This is a genomic window from Streptomyces bluensis (assembly GCF_014650715.1).
GTDB lineage: Bacteria > Actinomycetota > Actinomycetes > Streptomycetales > Streptomycetaceae > Streptomyces > Streptomyces bluensis.
Genome location: NZ_BMVM01000005.1, coordinates 371,262 through 387,719, shown reverse-complemented (window position 1 = coordinate 387,719; position 16,458 = coordinate 371,262). Strand labels below are relative to the sequence as shown.

Sequence of the window (16,458 nt, the reverse complement as noted above, 5' to 3'; positions counted from 1 at the left end):
GGGCATGCCAAGTGGTCCGCCCCCTCCGTGCGGTGCGGAGGGGGCGGACCGGGGATTGTGCCTGGCTGTGCAACCGGAACTTCTGACTCTCGAACACCTCCCTTCGGCCGACTACGGTGAGGGGAACATTCCTGGAGAGCCGGCTCGGCCGCGCCGGACCTGGGGCCCTGGGCGCTGACCGTCTACTTCGGCTTGCCGAGCGCCTTGCCCTCCGGGGAGATGGCGTACCAGGTGCCGCCGACACCCTGGCCGTTGGTGTCACCCGGCTTCTTGTCACCCGCGAAGGTGTAGAGCGGCCAGCAGTCGATGCTCTGCTGCTTGAGCCCGTCCGGACGGTTCAGGACGACGTAGCCCCGGCGGCCGTCGTTCTTGTTGTCGATGCCCTTGGTGTCGGCGGCGTCGACCGGCTCGACGACCGGCCACTTCTCCAGGCACGCCCCGGTGCAGGCCGACTTCATCGGCCACGGCGTGTCCTTCTCGAAGCGGTAGACCGTCATGCCGTTCTTGTCGACGACGACCTCGCCGAGTTCGGGGTCGTTGCGCGTCGACAGACCGGGCAGGTCCCCGATCGCCTCGGCGGAGCCGGAGCCCTTGTCGCCCTTGCCGGCACCGCCGCCGGCCGCCTTCTTGCCGTCGGGGGCCGAGGCGAACCAGGCGCCGCCCACGCCCTCGCCCTTGACGTCACCGGCCTTGGTGTCCTTGGCGTACCGGTACATGGGCCAGCCGCCGATCGTCAGCTGCTTGGTGCCGTCGGGGCGGGACACCTCGCCGATCAGCGACTTGTCGACACCCTCGGCCGCGGTGGCGCCGGAGGCCGGGACGGGCGGCCAGGTGGTGGCGCACTCGCCCTCGCACGTCGTCTTCGGGGGTTCGGCCGTGTCCTTGTCGAAGCGGTAGAGGGCGAAGCCGGCGCTGTCGGTGAGGACCTTTCCGTACTGCTGGCTGTCCAGCACGGCCAGTTTGCCGGCGGCGCCCTGCGGCGCGGCGCCTTCCTGTTCCTTCGCACCGGCTCCGGCGCCGGAGCCGGCGGCGGAACCACCGGCGCCCAGGTCGATACCGCCGGCCGGCTGGGTGGCGCCCACGTTCTGGCTCGACGCGCCGCCGTTTTCCTGACCGCACGCCGTCGTGAGCGCCAGCACGAACGCAGCTGTCGCTACGAGTGAGGCGTTCCGCCAGGAGGTCTTCATCGTCAACTCCCCGTGATCCTTTGGGTGTTGCGGCGCCCTGCCGCGCCGCTCGCTGGCCCTAGGTACGGAGGGAAGTGGCATGTGTGTTCAACCACTTCTCAAATTTCTTTCCGGAATCCATGACGGGGCCTGCGGAGGGAGCGTCCGCACCTCCTTCCGGGGATGCGGGTTTCGTACGGCCGATCCAGTCCGTCCCGCCTGTTTGTCCCCCGTTCGGGGCAATCACCCGGCGCTCGGGCGTGCGCGGGCGCATCAGCGCCGATGATCTCCGTCGTGCACGGACCCCAGCGGACTCGATCCGCCCTCGCCATACGGTTGTTGGCCCTGCTCACACTGACCTGGCTCGTCGTCGTAAGCCCGAGCGGAACAGCGGTCGCCACCGCCTGCGCGTACGCCTCTGCCGGCCCGGACGGCGGGCTGACCGCCGTGGCGGTCGCGGGCGGGGATACGCGCGGCGCGGGCCCGGCGAAGACGACGCCCATCCCGGCACCGTCGTGTCCCCCCACGTCGACGCCCACACCCACCCCGACACCCGCTCCCACGCCGACACCGCACCCGCCGAAGCCCACCCCGACCCCGCCACCCACCCCGACGCCACCCGAGCCGGAGCCGAAGCCGCGGCCCACTCCGGCCCCCACGCTGGCGCCCAGGCCCGCACCTCCCCCGCCGTCACCGGCCCGGCCTCCCGCCCCGGCAGCACCGAAGCCCCCGGAACCCCCACGGGAGGCACGGCCCAAGCCGTCGCCGCCCCCGGTGAGCTATCCGCCCTACCGGCCGTCCCCGCGTGGGCAGACGAAGCGCGAGGGCCCCTCCCTCGTCTCGCTCGCCCTGCTCGTCACCGTGCCCGCGCTGTTCGCCGCCGCCGCGCTGCGTCCGCGCTGACTCCTGGAGGAACCTCTTGTCGGAATGGCTTGTTCTCACCCTCGCGATGGCGGCCGCGTGCCTCGTCGTGCTCATCGTGACCGTCGTACGGCATTACACGGCGCCCGAGGACGACGACCCGTCCGAGACCCCCGACGTGATCGAGTACATCACGATGATGATCGGCGTCGTGTACGCCATCGTGCTGGGTCTGGCCATGGCCGGTGTCTGGGAGGCCCGCAGCGTCGCCGAGGACCATGTGCAGACGGAGGCGCAGGCCCTGCACGAGATCACGGAACGGGTGCGCGTCTACCCGGCGGACGTGCGCGACCGCATCCGGGACGACGTCCACACCTATGTGAACCATGTCGTGACCAAGGAGTGGAAGTCGATGGCCGACAGCGGTGAGATGACCGAGCGCGGCGCCCGTCTCTTCGACCGCATCCGCCACGACGTCACCGACTACGAGCCCCGTTCGGACTTCGAGGCGCAGGCCTACCAGCCGCTCGTGGACGAGGTGGCCGCCGCCGACGCCGCGCGCAACGCCCGCGCCGACTCTACGGGCGCGACCATGCCGGGCGTCGTGTGGTTCGGGCTCATCACCGGTGCCGTCGTGACCATCGGCATGGTGTTCGCCCTGCAGATCCGGCGCACCCCACGCGAGCTGATCCTCGCCGGTCTGTTCTCCGCGCTCATCGCCTTCCTGCTGTTCCTGGTCTGGGACTTCGACGCGCCGTACGCCCGGGGGCTCGCGGCGTCGACGGAGCCGCTGCTCAAGCTGTTCCCCCACGCGCGCGGCTGACGTTCCAGGGCGGCGGCGAGACCGGTCACGCGGACCCCACCGTCGCCGCACAGCCTTCGCCCCGGTACCCGAGCGGGTCCGGGGGGAAGGGCTGTCGATGTGCGATTCGGTCTCCGAGGGCGATCCGGTCTCCGGGGAAGCGGCGCTCAGACCCACATGTCACTCTCTGCCGGTCTCCTCTCGTCTCCGTCTCTGCCCACGCTCGTGGCTCAGATCTTGCTCTCGGAACGGCGGCGCATCCAGAACACCCCACCTCCGATCAGCGCGGCGGCGACCAGTCCGCCGCCGATCGCGATGTCGGCCGGGGTCGCTCCGGAGGTGCTGCTGCCGCCGATACCGCCGCGGACCCCGCCGAGGACGGTGAAGACGTTGTTGAAGGTCCTCTGCCGCCCGGCGCAGTTGGTGGTGACGCTCTGCGCACCGGGGTTGGCGTTCGAACTGACGGTCACGGTGGCGGTCGACGTGTCGCCACCCATCGACCTCAGCCTCGTCGTCGGGAAGGCGCTTGAACTCACGGTGCTGTTCTGCATGGTGCAGGCCTCACCCTTGACGGTGATGACCAGCTGGCCGCCGCGGGCGATGACGCTGGGCTGGGCCGTGACCGAGGTCGGGTCGTTCCACGCGGCGGCCGTAGGCGCGGCGAGCCCGAGGACGGCCACCGCGGCGGCGGACGCCGCCAGGGCACGAGTAGTACGCATGTGATCCTCCGGGGAAGGCGCCCCGGGACCCGTTCCCCGGTCGATCGGCTGGAAAGCGCCTCCTAGTCAGACCCTCAGTTGCCGTGCGTGGCCCCGCATTTCGGGATGGTCCGTCCTGGTGAGAGCACACGCCGGGAAATGATCCACAATCGGATATCGCCGCAGGTCATTGACGTTCAGAAAATTCCTGAGAACGGCGACCCGAATGGCTCACGCCCTGTGGGCACCCGCCACCCTTTCGTACCTGTCCCGTCGCCGAGTTCCGCTCTTGCGCTTAGCGTTGTGCCATGCGTGACGGACGCGACAACGGCCGGGGCGAGAGGGGATGGCGCATGTCTTCGTCCGAGCTGGCCGAAGAGGAGGAGCGGCGGAGGAAGCGCGCCCCGTGGGGTGTGATAGCGCTTGTTCTGCTGACCGGCCTCGCCCTTATCCGGAATGGCTCCGGGGAGTTCGACGCGGGTCCGCCACAGCCGGCGTCGGCAGCGGCCGCCGACACGGGCGCCACCCCCCAGGGCCTGTTCGGCAACGCGCCGCCGGCACTGCCGTACTCCGCGGTCAGCCGGATCAGGATCCCGGCGATCCAGGTCGACGCCCCCGTGATGCCCGTCGGCCTGGACCTGCAGGGATGGGTCGACGCGCCGCCGCCCGACGACCCGAACCTCGCCGGCTGGTTCACCGGCGCGGTGTCCCCGGGTGAGAACGGCACGGCCGTCCTCGTGGGCCACGTCGACAACCAGCACGGCCCCGCCGTGTTCTACGGACTCGGGGCGCTCCACAAGGGGTACCGGATCGAGGTCCTGCGCAACGACGGGAAGACGGCCGTCTTCGAGATCTACGGCGTCGAGGTGTTCGAGAAGAACAACTTCCCCGGGGACCGCGTCTACGGGAACAGCGGCGTACCGGAAATCCGGGTCATCACGTGCGGCGGCGGTTTCTCCAAGCAGAACGGTTACGACGGGAACGTCGTGGTGTTCGCCCGCATGGTCGAGGTGCGCTGAGCGCCCCGACCTCTCTTTTTCTTTTTGACCCTCGGCGCACCGGGTGTAGACCCAAAAAGGGTCTACACCCGGTGCGCCGAGGGCACGCACACACTAGGCCCGTTTCCGTCGCGGGACGGTGATGTGATAGCCCGCGTCCAGCAACTCCGGCAGATAGCTGCGCAGCGCCCGTACGCTCTGGGAGCGGTTGCCGCCCGCGTCGTGGGAGAGGACCACGACGCCCGGGCCGGCGTGGCGCTCGACCCGGGCGGCGATGGTGCCGGTGCCCGGGCGCGTCCAGTCCAGCGTGTCGAGCGTCCAGCCCAGCGGCTCCATGCCCAACTCGGCGCCGATCCGGAAGACCGTGCCGTTCCAGGCGCCGTAGGGCGCGCGGAACCATCGGGGCGCCTCACCGATCGCCTCTTCGACGACCTCGCTGGTGCGTTCCATCTGGGAGCGGATCGCGGAGCGCGACATGCCGGGCAGCAGCGGGTGGGACCAGGTGTGGTTGCCCACGACATGCCCTTCGTCGGCCAGCTGCCGCAGCAGGTCCTTGTTGGCCGCGGCCATCACGCCGCAGACGAAGAACATGGCGTGGACGTCGTATTTGCGCAGGGTGCGCAGGATGTCGGGGGTGTAGCGGCGGTCGGGGCCGTCGTCGAAGGTCAGCACCATGGCGCGGCCCAGCCCGGACACGCGCAGGAAGGGTTCGCGCCGGACGAGGGTCCGGGTGCGGGCGCGCGGTGGCGGCCCGTACCCCGTGATGGGCTGCAACCGGTAAGCGGAGGGTTTGACGCTGCCCCGCGTCTGCGAACCCGCGACCGGGCTCCGTCCGGGTACGGGGGTGGGGCCGGGGCCCGGGGCCGTCTCCCCGCCGAGCAGAGCGGCCACACCGGCGGTACCGGACGCGCCCACGACGGCGGCCCCGGCCATCAGCATGCGACGGCGCGTAAACATGTGATCGTTCGTCATGACTTATCCGTCGCCGTTTTCCCGGCCGACTCACCCCAAGGACACCGGTATGGCTGTAGGAAAACACCCGGTGGGAGCAGTGTGTTCGGTGTCCGTGCAGCCGTTCGAGCGATCCCCCGCGGGACTCGGGACCGGAGGATTCGATAGCCTCGCGACCGTGACAGAGCAGCACCGCTTCGAGCGGGGCACGGACGGGCCCAGGGTGATCGTCGTCGGGGTGGACGGCTCCGACTCGTCGTTCCGGGCGGCGGCGTACGCGGCCGGTCTGGCCCGACGGCAGCACGCCCTGCTCGCCGTGGTGTACGTCCAGCCGGTGATGGCGGCGGGGGCCGCGCTCGGTGTGCCGGCCGCGCAGACGACCGACGAGATCGCCGAGGGCCTCATCGCGGAGATCCGCCGGGCCACCGAGCGGGTCAGGGGCCTCTTCGATGTGCGCTGGGAGTTCCACACCTTGCGTGGCGACCCGTACAACGGGCTCGTGAAGGCGGCTGACGACCTGAAGGCGGACGCCGTCGTGGTGGGCGCCTCCGAGCAGGCGGGGCACCGGATCATCGGTTCCGTGGCGATCCGGCTGGTGAAGGCGGGGCGCTGGCCCGTCACGGTCGTGCCTTAGGCCGTGTCGTCACGGCGCATCGCACCGCCCGTGTCCAGTTGTCCGGTCACTGTCCCATGACCAGCCCGCCCTCGGCGGCGCCCCGGCTCAGGACCACCTGGCGAATGCGGTCGCGTACGGGGGCGCCGTCCGCTCCCTGTGCGATGGCCTCGTTGAGATTGACGACGCGGCCGGGTCCCACGTCGAACCACTGCGGGATGTACTCGGCCTTCTTCACCTCCCAGCGGGCACCCTTACGGGCCGGTGGGGCGAAGGTGAAGCGTGCGATGGAGCTCTCGTTGCCGCGCGAGTCCTGGGCGCCCTGGTGGTTGACCATGGCGCCGGCGATCTGGTCGCCCATGCCGTAGACGACCCAGGTGCCGTTGACCTTCTCGTACGCCTGCGGGACATGCGCGTGGGTGCCGATGATGAGGTCGATGTCGGGGCGGCCGGCGGTGCGGGCCGCGGTGAGCCGCTGGGCCAGGTCGATCTGCTGCGCATCGGGGGCGTCCTGCCATTCGGAGCCCCAGTGCAGGGAGGCGACGACCACGTCGGCACCCTGCCGCCGGGCGGTCCGGGCGTCGGCGAGGATCCGGTCGGAGTCGATGAGGTTGACGGCCCAGGGCTGGTCCTTCGGGAACGGGACGCCGTTCGTGCCGTACGTGTACGCGAGGTGGGCGACCTGGGCCCCGCCCGGGGCGCGCAGCATGGTGATGCCGCCCGCCTCCTGAGCCGTCCGGGCCGAGCCCGCGTGCCGTACTCCCGCGCGGTCGAGCGCGTCGAGGGTGCGCTGGATGCCGGCGGCGCCGGCGTCGAGCGTGTGGTTGGAGGCGGTGGAGCAGCCGTCATAACCGGCGTCGGCAAGAGCTTCGGCCACCTCGGGCGGGGACTTGAAGCTGGGGTAGCCGGTGTAGTCGCCGTTCGCGCCGTAGACGGTCTCCATGTGGCAGATCGCGAGGTCCGCCCGGGACACGACGGGTTTGACGCCCGCGAGCATGGGGCGGAAGTCGTAGCCCGCGCCGCGCGCGTCCGCGCCGGCCTGGCGAATGATCGAGGCGTGCGGCAGGACGTCTCCGGAGGCGACGAGCGTGAAGCTGCGGGCCTTTTCGGCGGAGGCGGAGGCGGAGGCATGGCCCTGTTTCCGCTTCGACGGGTCCTGGTCGGCCTGGCATGCGGTGAGGCCCGCCAGAAGGATGAACGCGAGGGCAAGAGTCGTCTGCTGCGTGCGTGTCGTCATCGATTCGCCCCGTTTCTGAGGTATTGATCGTATTGACTTATAAAGCAACACGAATCCGCATACGGGACCACTCGGTCCCGGCCACCCTTAGCCCGTCCGGTGTGCCCGGCCGGGCCCCGGCGTGTGCCGGAACGGACCGTTCGTCGCACCGTTCGCCGACAGGTTCGACCGCCCGTCGCACACCCGTGACCGCCCTCTGTCCCCGCGGGGCGTCCCGCGTTCCCATACGGCCATGACGGCCGGAACCACGATCACGAACGGGACGACCGCCGAGCACGAGCTGGCCGCATTGCAGCGGGAGCACGGCCGGCCCCTCTTCGCCCTCATGCTGCGACTGTCCGACGGGGACCGGCAGCGCGCCGAGGACCTGGTGCAGGAGACGTTCGTACGCGCCTGGCAGCACCCCGAAGCGCTCCGCGCGGACGATTTCACCTCCGTGCGCCCCTGGTTGCTCACCGTCGGGCGCCGGCTTGCCATCGACGCGCGCCGGGCCCGCCAGGCCAGGCCCGCCGAGGTGGGAGACGCCGTGCTGGAGAACGCGCGTGTGAGCGCCGATCACGCCGAGCGGTCGGCCGCCGCCCTCGACGTACGGCGGGCTGTGAAAACACTCACTCCCGAGCACCGTGAAGTCCTGGTGCAGGTGTATTTCCAAGGGGCGAGTGTGGCGGAGGCCGCCGAAGCCCTCGGGATTCCGCCCGGTACCGTGAAGTCCCGGGCGTACTACGCGCTGCGCGCCCTGCGCCGGGTGCTTCCGGGGTACGCGACTGAACTGCGGTGAAACCCGCCCCAGAGCAAAGCCTCCGTAAAGCGCCTTGCTGAGGACCGCGGTTGAGCAATCAGCTGTCTTCATCCGTGTTCCGGATGGGGGTCCTCCCGCCGGGTTCGCACCGTCCGCCCTCCGGGCCGACGGTGATCCCCAGATTCCAGGACCCGGATTCGGGCGACGCGCACGCACCGGAGGAAGGCAGGAAGGGATGCTGCACAGAGGGCAGGAGAGCACGGACGGCACCGGTGGCGGTGAACTGACCGTCCCCATGGCGTGGTTGTACGCCGAGTACATCGCGGACGAACTGCTCAGGACCGGCGACCTGATGCCACCGACGTCCTTCGAGTTCCGCGCGGGACGGGACGCCCTCGCGCTCACCATCTTCCTCGCGGACACCGGTGGTGAGCTGTCCGGGATCCGGGTCGTCTCCCAGCTGGAGACCTGGCTGTCGCTGACCGCGTACGACCAGCCGTGGCAGGAGTGGGTGCGCGAGCGCATGGCACGACTGGCCGGCGAGGCCATCGAGTCGGGCGGGCCGTCCCCGGACCTGGACCTGGCCGCCGCGGCCTGGCGCTGGCTGGAGGAGACGGAGTTGCTCGCCCCCGATCTGGACGCGGTGCCGGGCGGCGGTCCGGTGATCGGTGAGGACGACGGCCCGAAGGTGTGGACGCCGGCCTGGCGGCTCGGTCTGCCCCTCGGGCACCTGGCGATCCATCTTTTTTAATCCTGGACCAATCCGCGGACCCGTCGGCTCCGAACGTCTCGGTTGCCATTCCGTGATCCGGCGTCTTGAGTGATTCCCCGGTCCGGTGCGTACCGGTGGTAGCAAGAAGCAACCCCCACCGCATCATCGGCTCAAGGAATTCGCCATGTGGTCCCAGGATCGTCATCAAGACGTCGGCGCCTATGCGTTGGGCGTGCTCGACGAGATGGATGCCTTCCAGTTCGAGGACCATCTCCGCGAGTGCCCCCGGTGCGCGGTACAGGTCACCGAGTTCAGGCCCGCCGCCCGCCAGCTGATGCTGTACCGGCAGGCGACACCGCGTGCGGTGCACCCCTTCGCGGGTCCCGGCCCGCGGCTGATCGACCGGCTGCTGGAGGAGGTGGCCGCCCGGCACCGGGCCGGGCGCCGGCGCTGGCTGTTCGCGGTCGCCGCCTGTGTGGTGTTCGCCGTGGGCGGACCCGCCGTCGCGGTCTTCGCGGGGCCCGACGAGGGGGTGAACACCGTCGCGGCGACCGACGCGGAGACGGGTGTGTGGGCCGAGATCCGCGCCCAGGACAAGCTCTGGGGCAGCCAGATCGACGTGCGGGTCAAGGACCCGTCCGGGGGTCGCGCGTGTCAGCTCGTGGCGATCGGCGAGGACGGCTCCGAACAGACGATCACGGGCTGGACGGCGCCCAGGGACACCGCCGAACCCTCCGACATGCATGGCGGCGCCGCCATGCCGCGCAAGGACATCACCCGGTTCGAGGTACGCACGGCGAAGGGCGAGCGGCTGGTTTCGCTGGAGTCGCCGTGGCGCTGAGGGGTCTGACCGGCCGGGCCGCCGCTCCAGGGGTCCCCTATTTGAGCAGCCGCGACAGCCGCCGGTCCGCCAGCGGCTTGCCGCCCGTCTGACAGGTCGGGCAGTACTGCAGCGAGGAGTCGCTGAAGGAGACCTCGCGAATCGTGTCGCCGCAGACCGGGCAGGGTTCGCCGGTGCGGCCGTGGACACGCAGCCCCGTCTTCTTCTCGGCCTTCAGACGGCCCGCGGCCAGCCCGCGGGAGCGCTCGACGGCTTCGGTGAGCGTAGTGCGCAGCGCCTCGTACAGGTGACCGATCTCCGCGGGTCCGAGTGAGGAGGCCGGCTTGAACGGGGACATCTTCGCGGCGTGCAGGATCTCGTCGCTGTACGCGTTCCCCACACCCGCGATCACGCTCTGGTCGCGCAGCACGCCCTTGATCTGGCGCCGCTCCCCCGCGAGCAGCTCCGTGAAGCGCGCCTCGTCGAAGTCGGCGGCCAGCGGATCCGGGCCGAGGCGGGCCACGCCGGGGACCTCCCGCGGGTCCCGTACGACGTACACCGCGAGCCGTTTCTGGGTGCCTGCCTCCGTGAGGTCGAACCCCTCGCCGGTCTCCAGGGCGACCCGGAGCGCGAGGGGGCCCTTGCCCGGACGGGGCGTGCCGTCGGGGAGGCGGTCCCGCCACTGGAGCCAGCCCGCGCGGGCCAGGTGGGTCACGAGGTGCAGGCCGTCCGCCTCGATGCCGAGGAACTTGCCGTAGCGGTGCACCGAGGTCACCTCACGGCCCTCGAAGGCGCTGACGGGAGGGTCGTACGTCTTGAGGACGCTGATCGCGACGGGCAGCACCCTGACGACCTCGTGGCCGACGAGATGCTCGGCCAGGAAGTCCCGCAGCGCTTCGACCTCGGGCAGTTCCGGCATACGTCCAGAGTGCCATCCGGGCCGGGCGCCGCCACACGGGGCGCGAAAGACGTGCGTGTCATGGCCCTGACCATCCAGCGGGCAGCGGGCGCCGCGCTCTTCCGCCTCACGTCAGGTATTCGTTCACTATTGTCAGTAGTGAACCTGTTTGGCTCGTACTCCGGGAGCACTGAGCGTGGAGTGGTTCACCGCCCCCGACTACTGGATGAGCCGGTTGGTCTTCCAACGGGCACTGGCCGTCGTGTATCTGGCCGGCTTCCTCACCGCGGCCCTCCAGTTCCGCGCGCTGATCGGCGAGCGCGGCATGCTGCCGGTGCCCGTGTTCCTGCGGCGGGTCACGTTCCGTCAGGCACCCGGCGTGTTCCATGTCCACTACTCGGACCGCTTCTTCGCGGCCTGGGCCTGGACGGGCTGCGCCGTATCCGTGGCGCTGGTCGCGGGGCTGGACTCGCTGCTCCCGCTGTGGGGGGCGATGGTGCTGTGGCTCGTGCCCTGGGTGATGTACCTGTCGATCGTCAACGTCGGCCAGACCTGGTACTCGTTCGGCTGGGAGTCGCTGCTGCTGGAGGTGGGCTTCCTCGCCGTCTTCCTCGGCAACGACGAGGTCGCCCCGCCGGTCCTCGTGCTCTTCCTGCTGCGCTGGGTGCTGTTCCGCCTGGAGTTCGGCGCCGGGCTGATCAAGCTGCGCGGCGACGCGTGCTGGCGGAAGCTGACGTGCCTGGACTACCACCACGAGACGCAACCGATGCCGGGCCCGCTGAGCTGGTTCTTCCACCACCTCCCCAAGCCGCTGCACCGGGTGGAGGTGGCCGCGAACCACTTCACCCAACTCGTCGTGCCCGTCCTGCTGTTCACCCCGCAGCCGATCGCGACGGCCGCCGCGTCCCTGATGATCCTGACCCAGCTGTGGCTGGTTCTGTCGGGCAACTTCTCCTGGCTGAACTGGATCACCATCGTGCTCGCCCTGTCCGCCGTGGACTACGGCGGCACCGCACCGGCCGGCGTGCCCGGAGCACCACTCTGGTACGAGGTCGTCGTGATCGCCGCGACCGCGCTGGTGGTGGGCCTGAGCTACCACCCGGTCCGCAACATGATCTCCCGCGGCCAGGTCATGAACCGGTCCTTCGACCCGTTCCACCTGGTCAACACGTACGGCGCCTTCGGCAGCGTGAGCCGCGTCCGGTACGAGGTCGTGGTCGAGGGCACCGCGGACGAGCCGGCGCGGGAGGGTTGCGAGTGGCAGGAGTACGAGTTCAGGGGCAAGCCCGGCGATCCACGGCACTGGCCGCGCCAGTTCGCGCCGTACCACCTCCGGCTCGACTGGCTGATGTGGTTCGCCGCGCTCTCCCCCGTGTACGCCGGTGCCTGGTTCGGCGGGCTGGTGGAACGGCTGCTGGAGAACGACCGCGACACGCTGAAGCTGCTGCGCCGCTCACCGTTCCCGCCGGACACCCCGCCCCGCTACATTCGCGCCCGCCTCTTCCGCTACCGCTTCACGACGTGGCGGGAGCTGCGGGAGACGGGCGCGTGCTGGGATCGGACGTATGTTCGCGAGTACCTGCCGCCGACCCGGCTGGCCCGTGCGGATGTCGTACGCGGTCAGAGGCCGTAGACGCGCGTGGCGGTGCCCTCGAAGAGGTCCTGCTTCTCGTCCGGGCTCAGGCCGGACGCCAACACGCCCGTGCCATGGGTGACTTCGGCGTACGTCGCCGCCAGGGTGCACACCGGCCAGTCGGAGCCGAACATCAGCCTGGCGGGGCCGAAGGCGTCCAGCACCGTGTCGGCGTACGGACGCAGCTCCCCCGCCGGCCAGCCCGAACGCCATCTCCCCGGATCCGTCTCCGTCACCATCCCCGACAGCTTGCACACCGTGTTGGGGAGTTCCGCGAGCGCGTGGACGTCGGACGCCCAGGGCTGGAGTTCTCCTGAGGCGATGGGTGGTTTGCCCAGATGGTCGAGGACGAAGGTGAGGCCGGGCAGGGCGGCAGCCGCCTTTACGCAGGCCGGGAGCTGATGAGGCAGCACCACCAGGTCGTACACGAGGCCCGCCGCGGCGACCGCTTCGAGTCCCCGGCGCACGTCCGGGCGGAGCAGCCACTCGGGGGCGGGCTCGCCCTGGACCTGGTGGCGGATGGCCTTCAGGTGGTGTCCGCCGGGGAGTTCGCGCAGCCGGGCGAGTTCGTCGGCGACGCGGGGGCTCGTCAGGTCCGTCCAGCCGACCACTCCCGCGATCAGCTCGTGCCGTTCGGCGAGCGCCAGGAACTCCGGGGTCTCCTCGGCGACGGTGACCGTCTGCACGAGGACGCTGCGGTCGATGTGCAGGGCGCGGGCCTCGGGTTCGAAGTCCGCCATGGTGAAGTCGCGGCGCAGCGGCTGGAGTTCGGTACCTCTGATCCACTCCTGGTCGCGTACGGAGAGGTCCCACACGTGGTGGTGCGCGTCCACGGTCACGGCAGCTCCCACACGACGGGCAGTCCGGCGTCCGCGCCCTCACTGGAGTAGTCGTGGACGACGTCGAGCAGCTCGGCCATCCGGGCCTGCCACGCGATGTTGACCGGCAGCTTCTCCAGTTCGGCGAGCAGGCGTGCGTAGTCCTCGCACTCCAGGACGTGGAAGAGGTCGGTGCCGCTGCGCCAGATCGTCCAGGAGGTGGCTCCCGCCCCGCGGATCGCGTCGGTGAGCTCCTTCGGGACCTCGCGGTGCGCGGCCTCGTACTCCTCTGTGCGGTCGGCGCGGACCTTGGTGTGCAGGGCGACTCTCACGACGTCTCCTCTCCGGACGCGGGGACAGGTGGTACCGGTGGTACTCGGGGTACTGGTGGTACGGGTGCGTCCTTCGGCAGCAGTCCCTCGGCGACCAGTTCCCGCCAGAAGTCCGCGGGCACGAGGGCCGCGAACTGCTCCGCGCCGTCGCGGGCCTCGTCCGCCGAGCGGGCGCCGACGAGGACGCTCGCTACGGCCGGATGCGCGGCGGGGAAGGCGAGCGCGGCCGCACGCAGCGTCGTGCCGTGCCGTTCGGCGATGTCCTTCAGTCGCAGGGCACGCGCCACCAACTCCTGCGGAGCGGACGCGTAGTTGTAGGTGGCTCCGGGCTTCGGATCGGCCAGCAGGCCGGAGTTGAAGGCACCGCCGACGACCACGGACGTCCCGTGCTCCTCGGCCGCGGGCAGCAGGTCGGCCAGCGCGCCCTGTTCGAGGAGGGTGTACCGGCCCGCGCAGAGCACCACGTCGACGTCGGTGTCCCGCACGAAACGGGTCAGCATGGCCGACTGGTTCATGCCCGCGCCGATCGCCCCGACGACGCCCTCGGAGCGCAGTCGTTCCAGTGCGGGGTAGCCCTCGCGGAAGGCCTGTTCGGCGTGGTCGTCCGGGTCGTGGAGGTAGACGACGTCCACACGGTCGAGACCGAGCCGCTCCAGGCTGTCCTCCAGGCCCCGGCGTACGCCGTCGGCGCTGAAGTCCCACACGCGCCGGTGGGTGGCGGGTACGGCGAAGCCGTGGGCCAGGTCGTCGCCGTGCCCGTCGGCGGGTTCCAGGCGGCGGCCCACCTTGGTGGAGATCACGTACGTATCGCGCGGCCGCTCCCGCAGGAACGCGCCCACGCGCCGCTCCGACAGTCCGAGGCCGTAGTGCGGCGCGGTGTCGAAGTACCGGATGCCGGCCGACCAGGCGGCGCCGAGAGCCGCGTCCGCCTGCTCGTCGCTGACCTCCCTGTACAGGTTGCCGATCCCCGCGGCGCCGAAGGACAGGGCGGTGACCTCGACGCCGCTCCGGCCGAGCGTGTTCACTGGCCCACCGGCCGCAGCCGCAGCCCCTGCATGCCGCCGTCCACCGCGAGCGCCATCCCGGTGGTGGCGCCGGACAGCGGGCTCGCCAGGTAGGCGATGGCGCCCGCGACCTCTGCTGACGAGACGAGGCGGCCGGTGGGCTGGCGGGCTTCGAGGGCGGCCCGTTCGGCGGCGGGGTCGGCGGCGGCGTCCAGCAGGCGGCCGACCCACGGGGTGTCGACCGTGCCCGGGTTCACGCAGTTCACACGGATGCCCTCGCGGACGTGGTCGGCGGCCATGGCGAGGGTGAGGGAGAGGACGGCGCCCTTCGACGCGGAGTAGAGGGCACGCTGGGGCAGACCGGCGGTGGCGGCGATGGAGCAGGTGTTCACGATGGCGGCGTGCGCCGACTGGCGCAGGTGGGGCAGGGCGGCGCGGGTCACGCGGGCCATGCCGACGACGTTGACGTCGAGGACGCGGTGCCACTGTTCGTCGTCGTTGTCCTCGACCGTCCCCTGGGCGCCGATGCCCGCGTTGTTGACCAGTACGTCCAGCACGCCGTGTCCACCGAGGCCGGCGACCGCCGCGGCCACGGCCTCGCGTACGGACGTGTCGTCGGTGACGTCGGCCCGGTAACCGAGCAGGGGCTCCTCGACCGAGGAGGGGTCGAGGTCCAGGACGGCGACCCGGGCGCCGCGGGCGGCGAGGAGTTCGGCGGTCGCCCGGCCGATACCGGAGGCACCGCCCGTCACCAGCGCCCTGAGACCCTCGAAGTCACTCATGCCGCCTGTCCCTTCTTCTGTGTCTCAAGCTGCTGCGTCTCAAGGTCGGCCGCCCAGAAGGTGCCACCCGGGAACGTGTACTGCGCGATGGACTCCGGCCGCATGGTGGCGGAGAAGCCCGGCGCGGTGGGTGCCGTGTAGTGACCCTCGCGGATCACCACCGGGTCGATGAAGTGCTCGTGCAGATGGTCGACGTACTCGATGACCCGGTTCTCGGTGGTGCCGGTGAGCGCCACGTAGTCGAACATCGCCAGGTGCTGGACGAGCTCGCACAGCCCGACCCCGCCCGCGTGCGGGCAGACGGGTACCCCGAACTTGGCCGCGAGCAGCAGGATCGCCAGGTTCTCGTTGACGCCGCCGACGCGGGCCGCGTCGATCTGGAGGACGTCGAGTGAGCCCGCCTGGAGGAGCTGCTTGAAGACGATGCGGTTCTGGACGTGTTCGCCGGTGGCGACCTTGACGGGGGCGACGGCCTTGCGGATCGCCGCGTGGGCGAGCACGTCGTCGGGGCTGGTCGGCTCCTCGATCCAGTACGGCTCGAACTCGGCGAGCGCCGACACCCACTGGATCGCCTCGTCGACGTTCCACCGCTGGTTGGCGTCGATGGCCATACGGATGTCCGGACCGACGACGGAACGGGCGACGCGGCAGCGCCGTACGTCGTCGGCGAGGTCCGCGCCCACCTTCAGTTTGATCTGCCGGAACCCGTCGGCGACGGCCTGGGCGGCCAGCCGGGTGAGCTTCTCGTCGCTGTAGCCGAGCCAGCCCGGGGAGGTGGTGTAGCCGGGGTAGCCCTGTGCGAGCAGCCGGGCCGTCCGGTCCTCGGCGCCTTCCTTCCCTTGTCGCAGCAGCTCCAGCGCCTCGCCCGGGGTGAGCGCGTCCGTGAGGTAGCGGAAGTCGATCTGGCGGACCAGCCACTCGGGTTCGGCATCGGCGAGCAGCTGCCACAGGGGTTTGCGGGCGCGTTTGGCGGCCAGGTCCCACACCGCGTTGACGACCGCGCCGATGGCCATGTGCATCACGCCCTTCTCGGGCCCGAGCCAGCGCAGCTGGCTGTCGCCGATCAGGTCCCGGAACAGGGAGCCGGGGTCGTCGCACAGCTCGTCGACGGACCGTCCGACCACATGGCTCCGCAGGGCGTCGATCGCGGCGACCTGGACATCATTGCCCCGCCCGATGGTGAAGGTGAAGCCGTGCCCCTCCAGACCGGCGGACGCGTCGGTCGCGTCGGTCGCGTCGGTGCGCAGCACGACGTACGCGGCCGAGTAGTCGGGGTCCGGGTTCATCGCGTCGGAGCCGTCGAGCTCACGCGAGGTCGGGAAGCGGATGTCGTAGGTGTCGACCGCGGTGACGCAGGAGGGGGTGCCGGGGGTCGGGGACACGGAAGGCCTTTC

18 protein-coding genes are annotated in these 16,458 nt (G+C 70.8%); 8 read left to right on the top strand and 10 right to left on the bottom strand.

From position 1 onward, the window contains the following. Nucleotides 1–182: 182 nt before the first annotated feature. Nucleotides 183–1,187 carry an SCO0930 family lipoprotein gene (locus tag IE262_RS16700; RefSeq protein WP_189874496.1) on the bottom strand — a complete coding sequence of 335 codons (1,005 nt, stop codon included), beginning with the start codon at nt 1,185–1,187 and terminating at the stop codon, nt 183–185. Between the two features lie 273 nt (nt 1,188–1,460). Here IE262_RS16700 and IE262_RS16695 point away from each other — a divergent pair, with 273 nt between their 5' ends. Both IE262_RS16695 and IE262_RS16690 read left to right on the top strand, forming a co-directional pair. Beyond that, entirely contained in the window at nt 1,461–2,069 is a 609-nt protein-coding gene (locus IE262_RS16695; RefSeq protein WP_166681666.1) for a hypothetical protein, read from the top strand. A gap of 16 nt (nt 2,070–2,085) precedes the next feature. After that, nucleotides 2,086–2,850: a bestrophin-like domain gene (locus tag IE262_RS16690; RefSeq protein ID WP_134037626.1), complete on the top strand. Its 765-nt coding sequence runs from the start codon at nt 2,086–2,088 to the stop codon at nt 2,848–2,850. A gap of 209 nt (nt 2,851–3,059) precedes the next feature. On the opposite strand, the gene IE262_RS16685 is transcribed toward IE262_RS16690, so the two are convergent. Next, on the bottom strand, nt 3,060–3,548 hold the full coding sequence (locus tag IE262_RS16685; RefSeq protein WP_134037623.1) for a hypothetical protein: 489 nt from the start codon (nt 3,546–3,548) through the stop codon (nt 3,060–3,062). 332 nt (nt 3,549–3,880) lie between these two features. Here IE262_RS16685 and IE262_RS16680 point away from each other — a divergent pair, with 332 nt between their 5' ends. Further along, a complete protein-coding gene (locus IE262_RS16680; RefSeq protein WP_189874596.1) occupies nt 3,881–4,546 on the top strand; it encodes a class F sortase in 666 nt (221 codons plus the stop codon). Between the two features lie 93 nt (nt 4,547–4,639). On the opposite strand, the gene IE262_RS16675 is transcribed toward IE262_RS16680, so the two are convergent. Then, nucleotides 4,640–5,497 (bottom strand): polysaccharide deacetylase family protein, encoded by an 858-nt coding sequence (locus IE262_RS16675; protein WP_134037620.1) that lies wholly within the window; start codon nt 5,495–5,497, stop codon nt 4,640–4,642. 157 nt (nt 5,498–5,654) lie between these two features. Here IE262_RS16675 and IE262_RS16670 point away from each other — a divergent pair, with 157 nt between their 5' ends. Next, the gene (locus tag IE262_RS16670) at nt 5,655–6,110 is read left to right on the top strand and encodes a universal stress protein (protein WP_134037617.1); all 456 of its coding nucleotides are present in this window, start codon (nt 5,655–5,657) and stop codon (nt 6,108–6,110) included. A gap of 46 nt (nt 6,111–6,156) precedes the next feature. Here IE262_RS16670 and IE262_RS16665 read toward each other — a convergent pair whose 3' ends face one another. Then, nucleotides 6,157–7,326 (bottom strand): CapA family protein, encoded by a 1,170-nt coding sequence (locus tag IE262_RS16665; RefSeq protein WP_189874494.1) that lies wholly within the window; start codon nt 7,324–7,326, stop codon nt 6,157–6,159. Nucleotides 7,327–7,558: 232 nt separating this feature from the next. Between IE262_RS16665 and IE262_RS16660 the strand changes: the two genes are divergently transcribed. From IE262_RS16660 to IE262_RS16650, 3 genes are all read left to right on the top strand, one after another. Then, on the top strand, nt 7,559–8,104 hold the full coding sequence (locus IE262_RS16660) for a sigma-70 family RNA polymerase sigma factor (RefSeq protein WP_134037612.1): 546 nt from the start codon (nt 7,559–7,561) through the stop codon (nt 8,102–8,104). Nucleotides 8,105–8,300: 196 nt separating this feature from the next. Continuing rightward, the gene (locus IE262_RS16655) at nt 8,301–8,816 is read left to right on the top strand and encodes a hypothetical protein (protein ID WP_189874492.1); all 516 of its coding nucleotides are present in this window, start codon (nt 8,301–8,303) and stop codon (nt 8,814–8,816) included. Nucleotides 8,817–8,961: 145 nt separating this feature from the next. After that, entirely contained in the window at nt 8,962–9,618 is a 657-nt protein-coding gene (locus IE262_RS16650; RefSeq protein WP_134037606.1) for a zf-HC2 domain-containing protein, read from the top strand. 37 nt (nt 9,619–9,655) lie between these two features. Here IE262_RS16650 and IE262_RS16645 read toward each other — a convergent pair whose 3' ends face one another. Then, on the bottom strand, nt 9,656–10,516 hold the full coding sequence (locus IE262_RS16645; protein ID WP_189874490.1) for an Fpg/Nei family DNA glycosylase: 861 nt from the start codon (nt 10,514–10,516) through the stop codon (nt 9,656–9,658). 175 nt (nt 10,517–10,691) lie between these two features. Between IE262_RS16645 and IE262_RS16640 the strand changes: the two genes are divergently transcribed. Next, a complete protein-coding gene (locus IE262_RS16640; RefSeq protein ID WP_189874488.1) occupies nt 10,692–12,128 on the top strand; it encodes a lipase maturation factor family protein in 1,437 nt (478 codons plus the stop codon). Here the strand turns inward: IE262_RS16640 and IE262_RS16635 are convergent. The 5 genes from IE262_RS16635 to IE262_RS16615 are packed head-to-tail and all read right to left on the bottom strand — an operon-like array spanning nt 12,116 to nt 16,446. After that, the gene (locus IE262_RS16635; RefSeq protein WP_189874486.1) at nt 12,116–12,967 is read right to left on the bottom strand and encodes an amidohydrolase family protein; all 852 of its coding nucleotides are present in this window, start codon (nt 12,965–12,967) and stop codon (nt 12,116–12,118) included. The two genes, IE262_RS16640 and IE262_RS16635, sit on opposite strands and share 13 nt — an antisense overlap. Then, on the bottom strand, nt 12,964–13,278 hold the full coding sequence (locus IE262_RS16630; protein WP_189874484.1) for an L-rhamnose mutarotase: 315 nt from the start codon (nt 13,276–13,278) through the stop codon (nt 12,964–12,966). Before IE262_RS16630 ends, IE262_RS16635 begins: the two co-directional genes overlap by 4 nt. Next, a complete protein-coding gene (locus tag IE262_RS16625; RefSeq protein ID WP_189874482.1) occupies nt 13,275–14,303 on the bottom strand; it encodes an aldo/keto reductase in 1,029 nt (342 codons plus the stop codon). Before IE262_RS16625 ends, IE262_RS16630 begins: the two co-directional genes overlap by 4 nt. Next, entirely contained in the window at nt 14,300–15,064 is a 765-nt protein-coding gene (locus tag IE262_RS16620) for an SDR family NAD(P)-dependent oxidoreductase (protein ID WP_134037588.1), read from the bottom strand. The genes IE262_RS16625 and IE262_RS16620 overlap by 4 nt, the downstream gene beginning before the upstream one ends. Further along, nucleotides 15,061–16,446, bottom strand: coding sequence for an L-fuconate dehydratase (locus IE262_RS16615; RefSeq protein ID WP_189874480.1), 1,386 nt, complete (start codon nt 16,444–16,446; stop codon nt 15,061–15,063). The genes IE262_RS16620 and IE262_RS16615 overlap by 4 nt, the downstream gene beginning before the upstream one ends. Between the last annotated feature and the right edge of the window lie 12 nt (nt 16,447–16,458).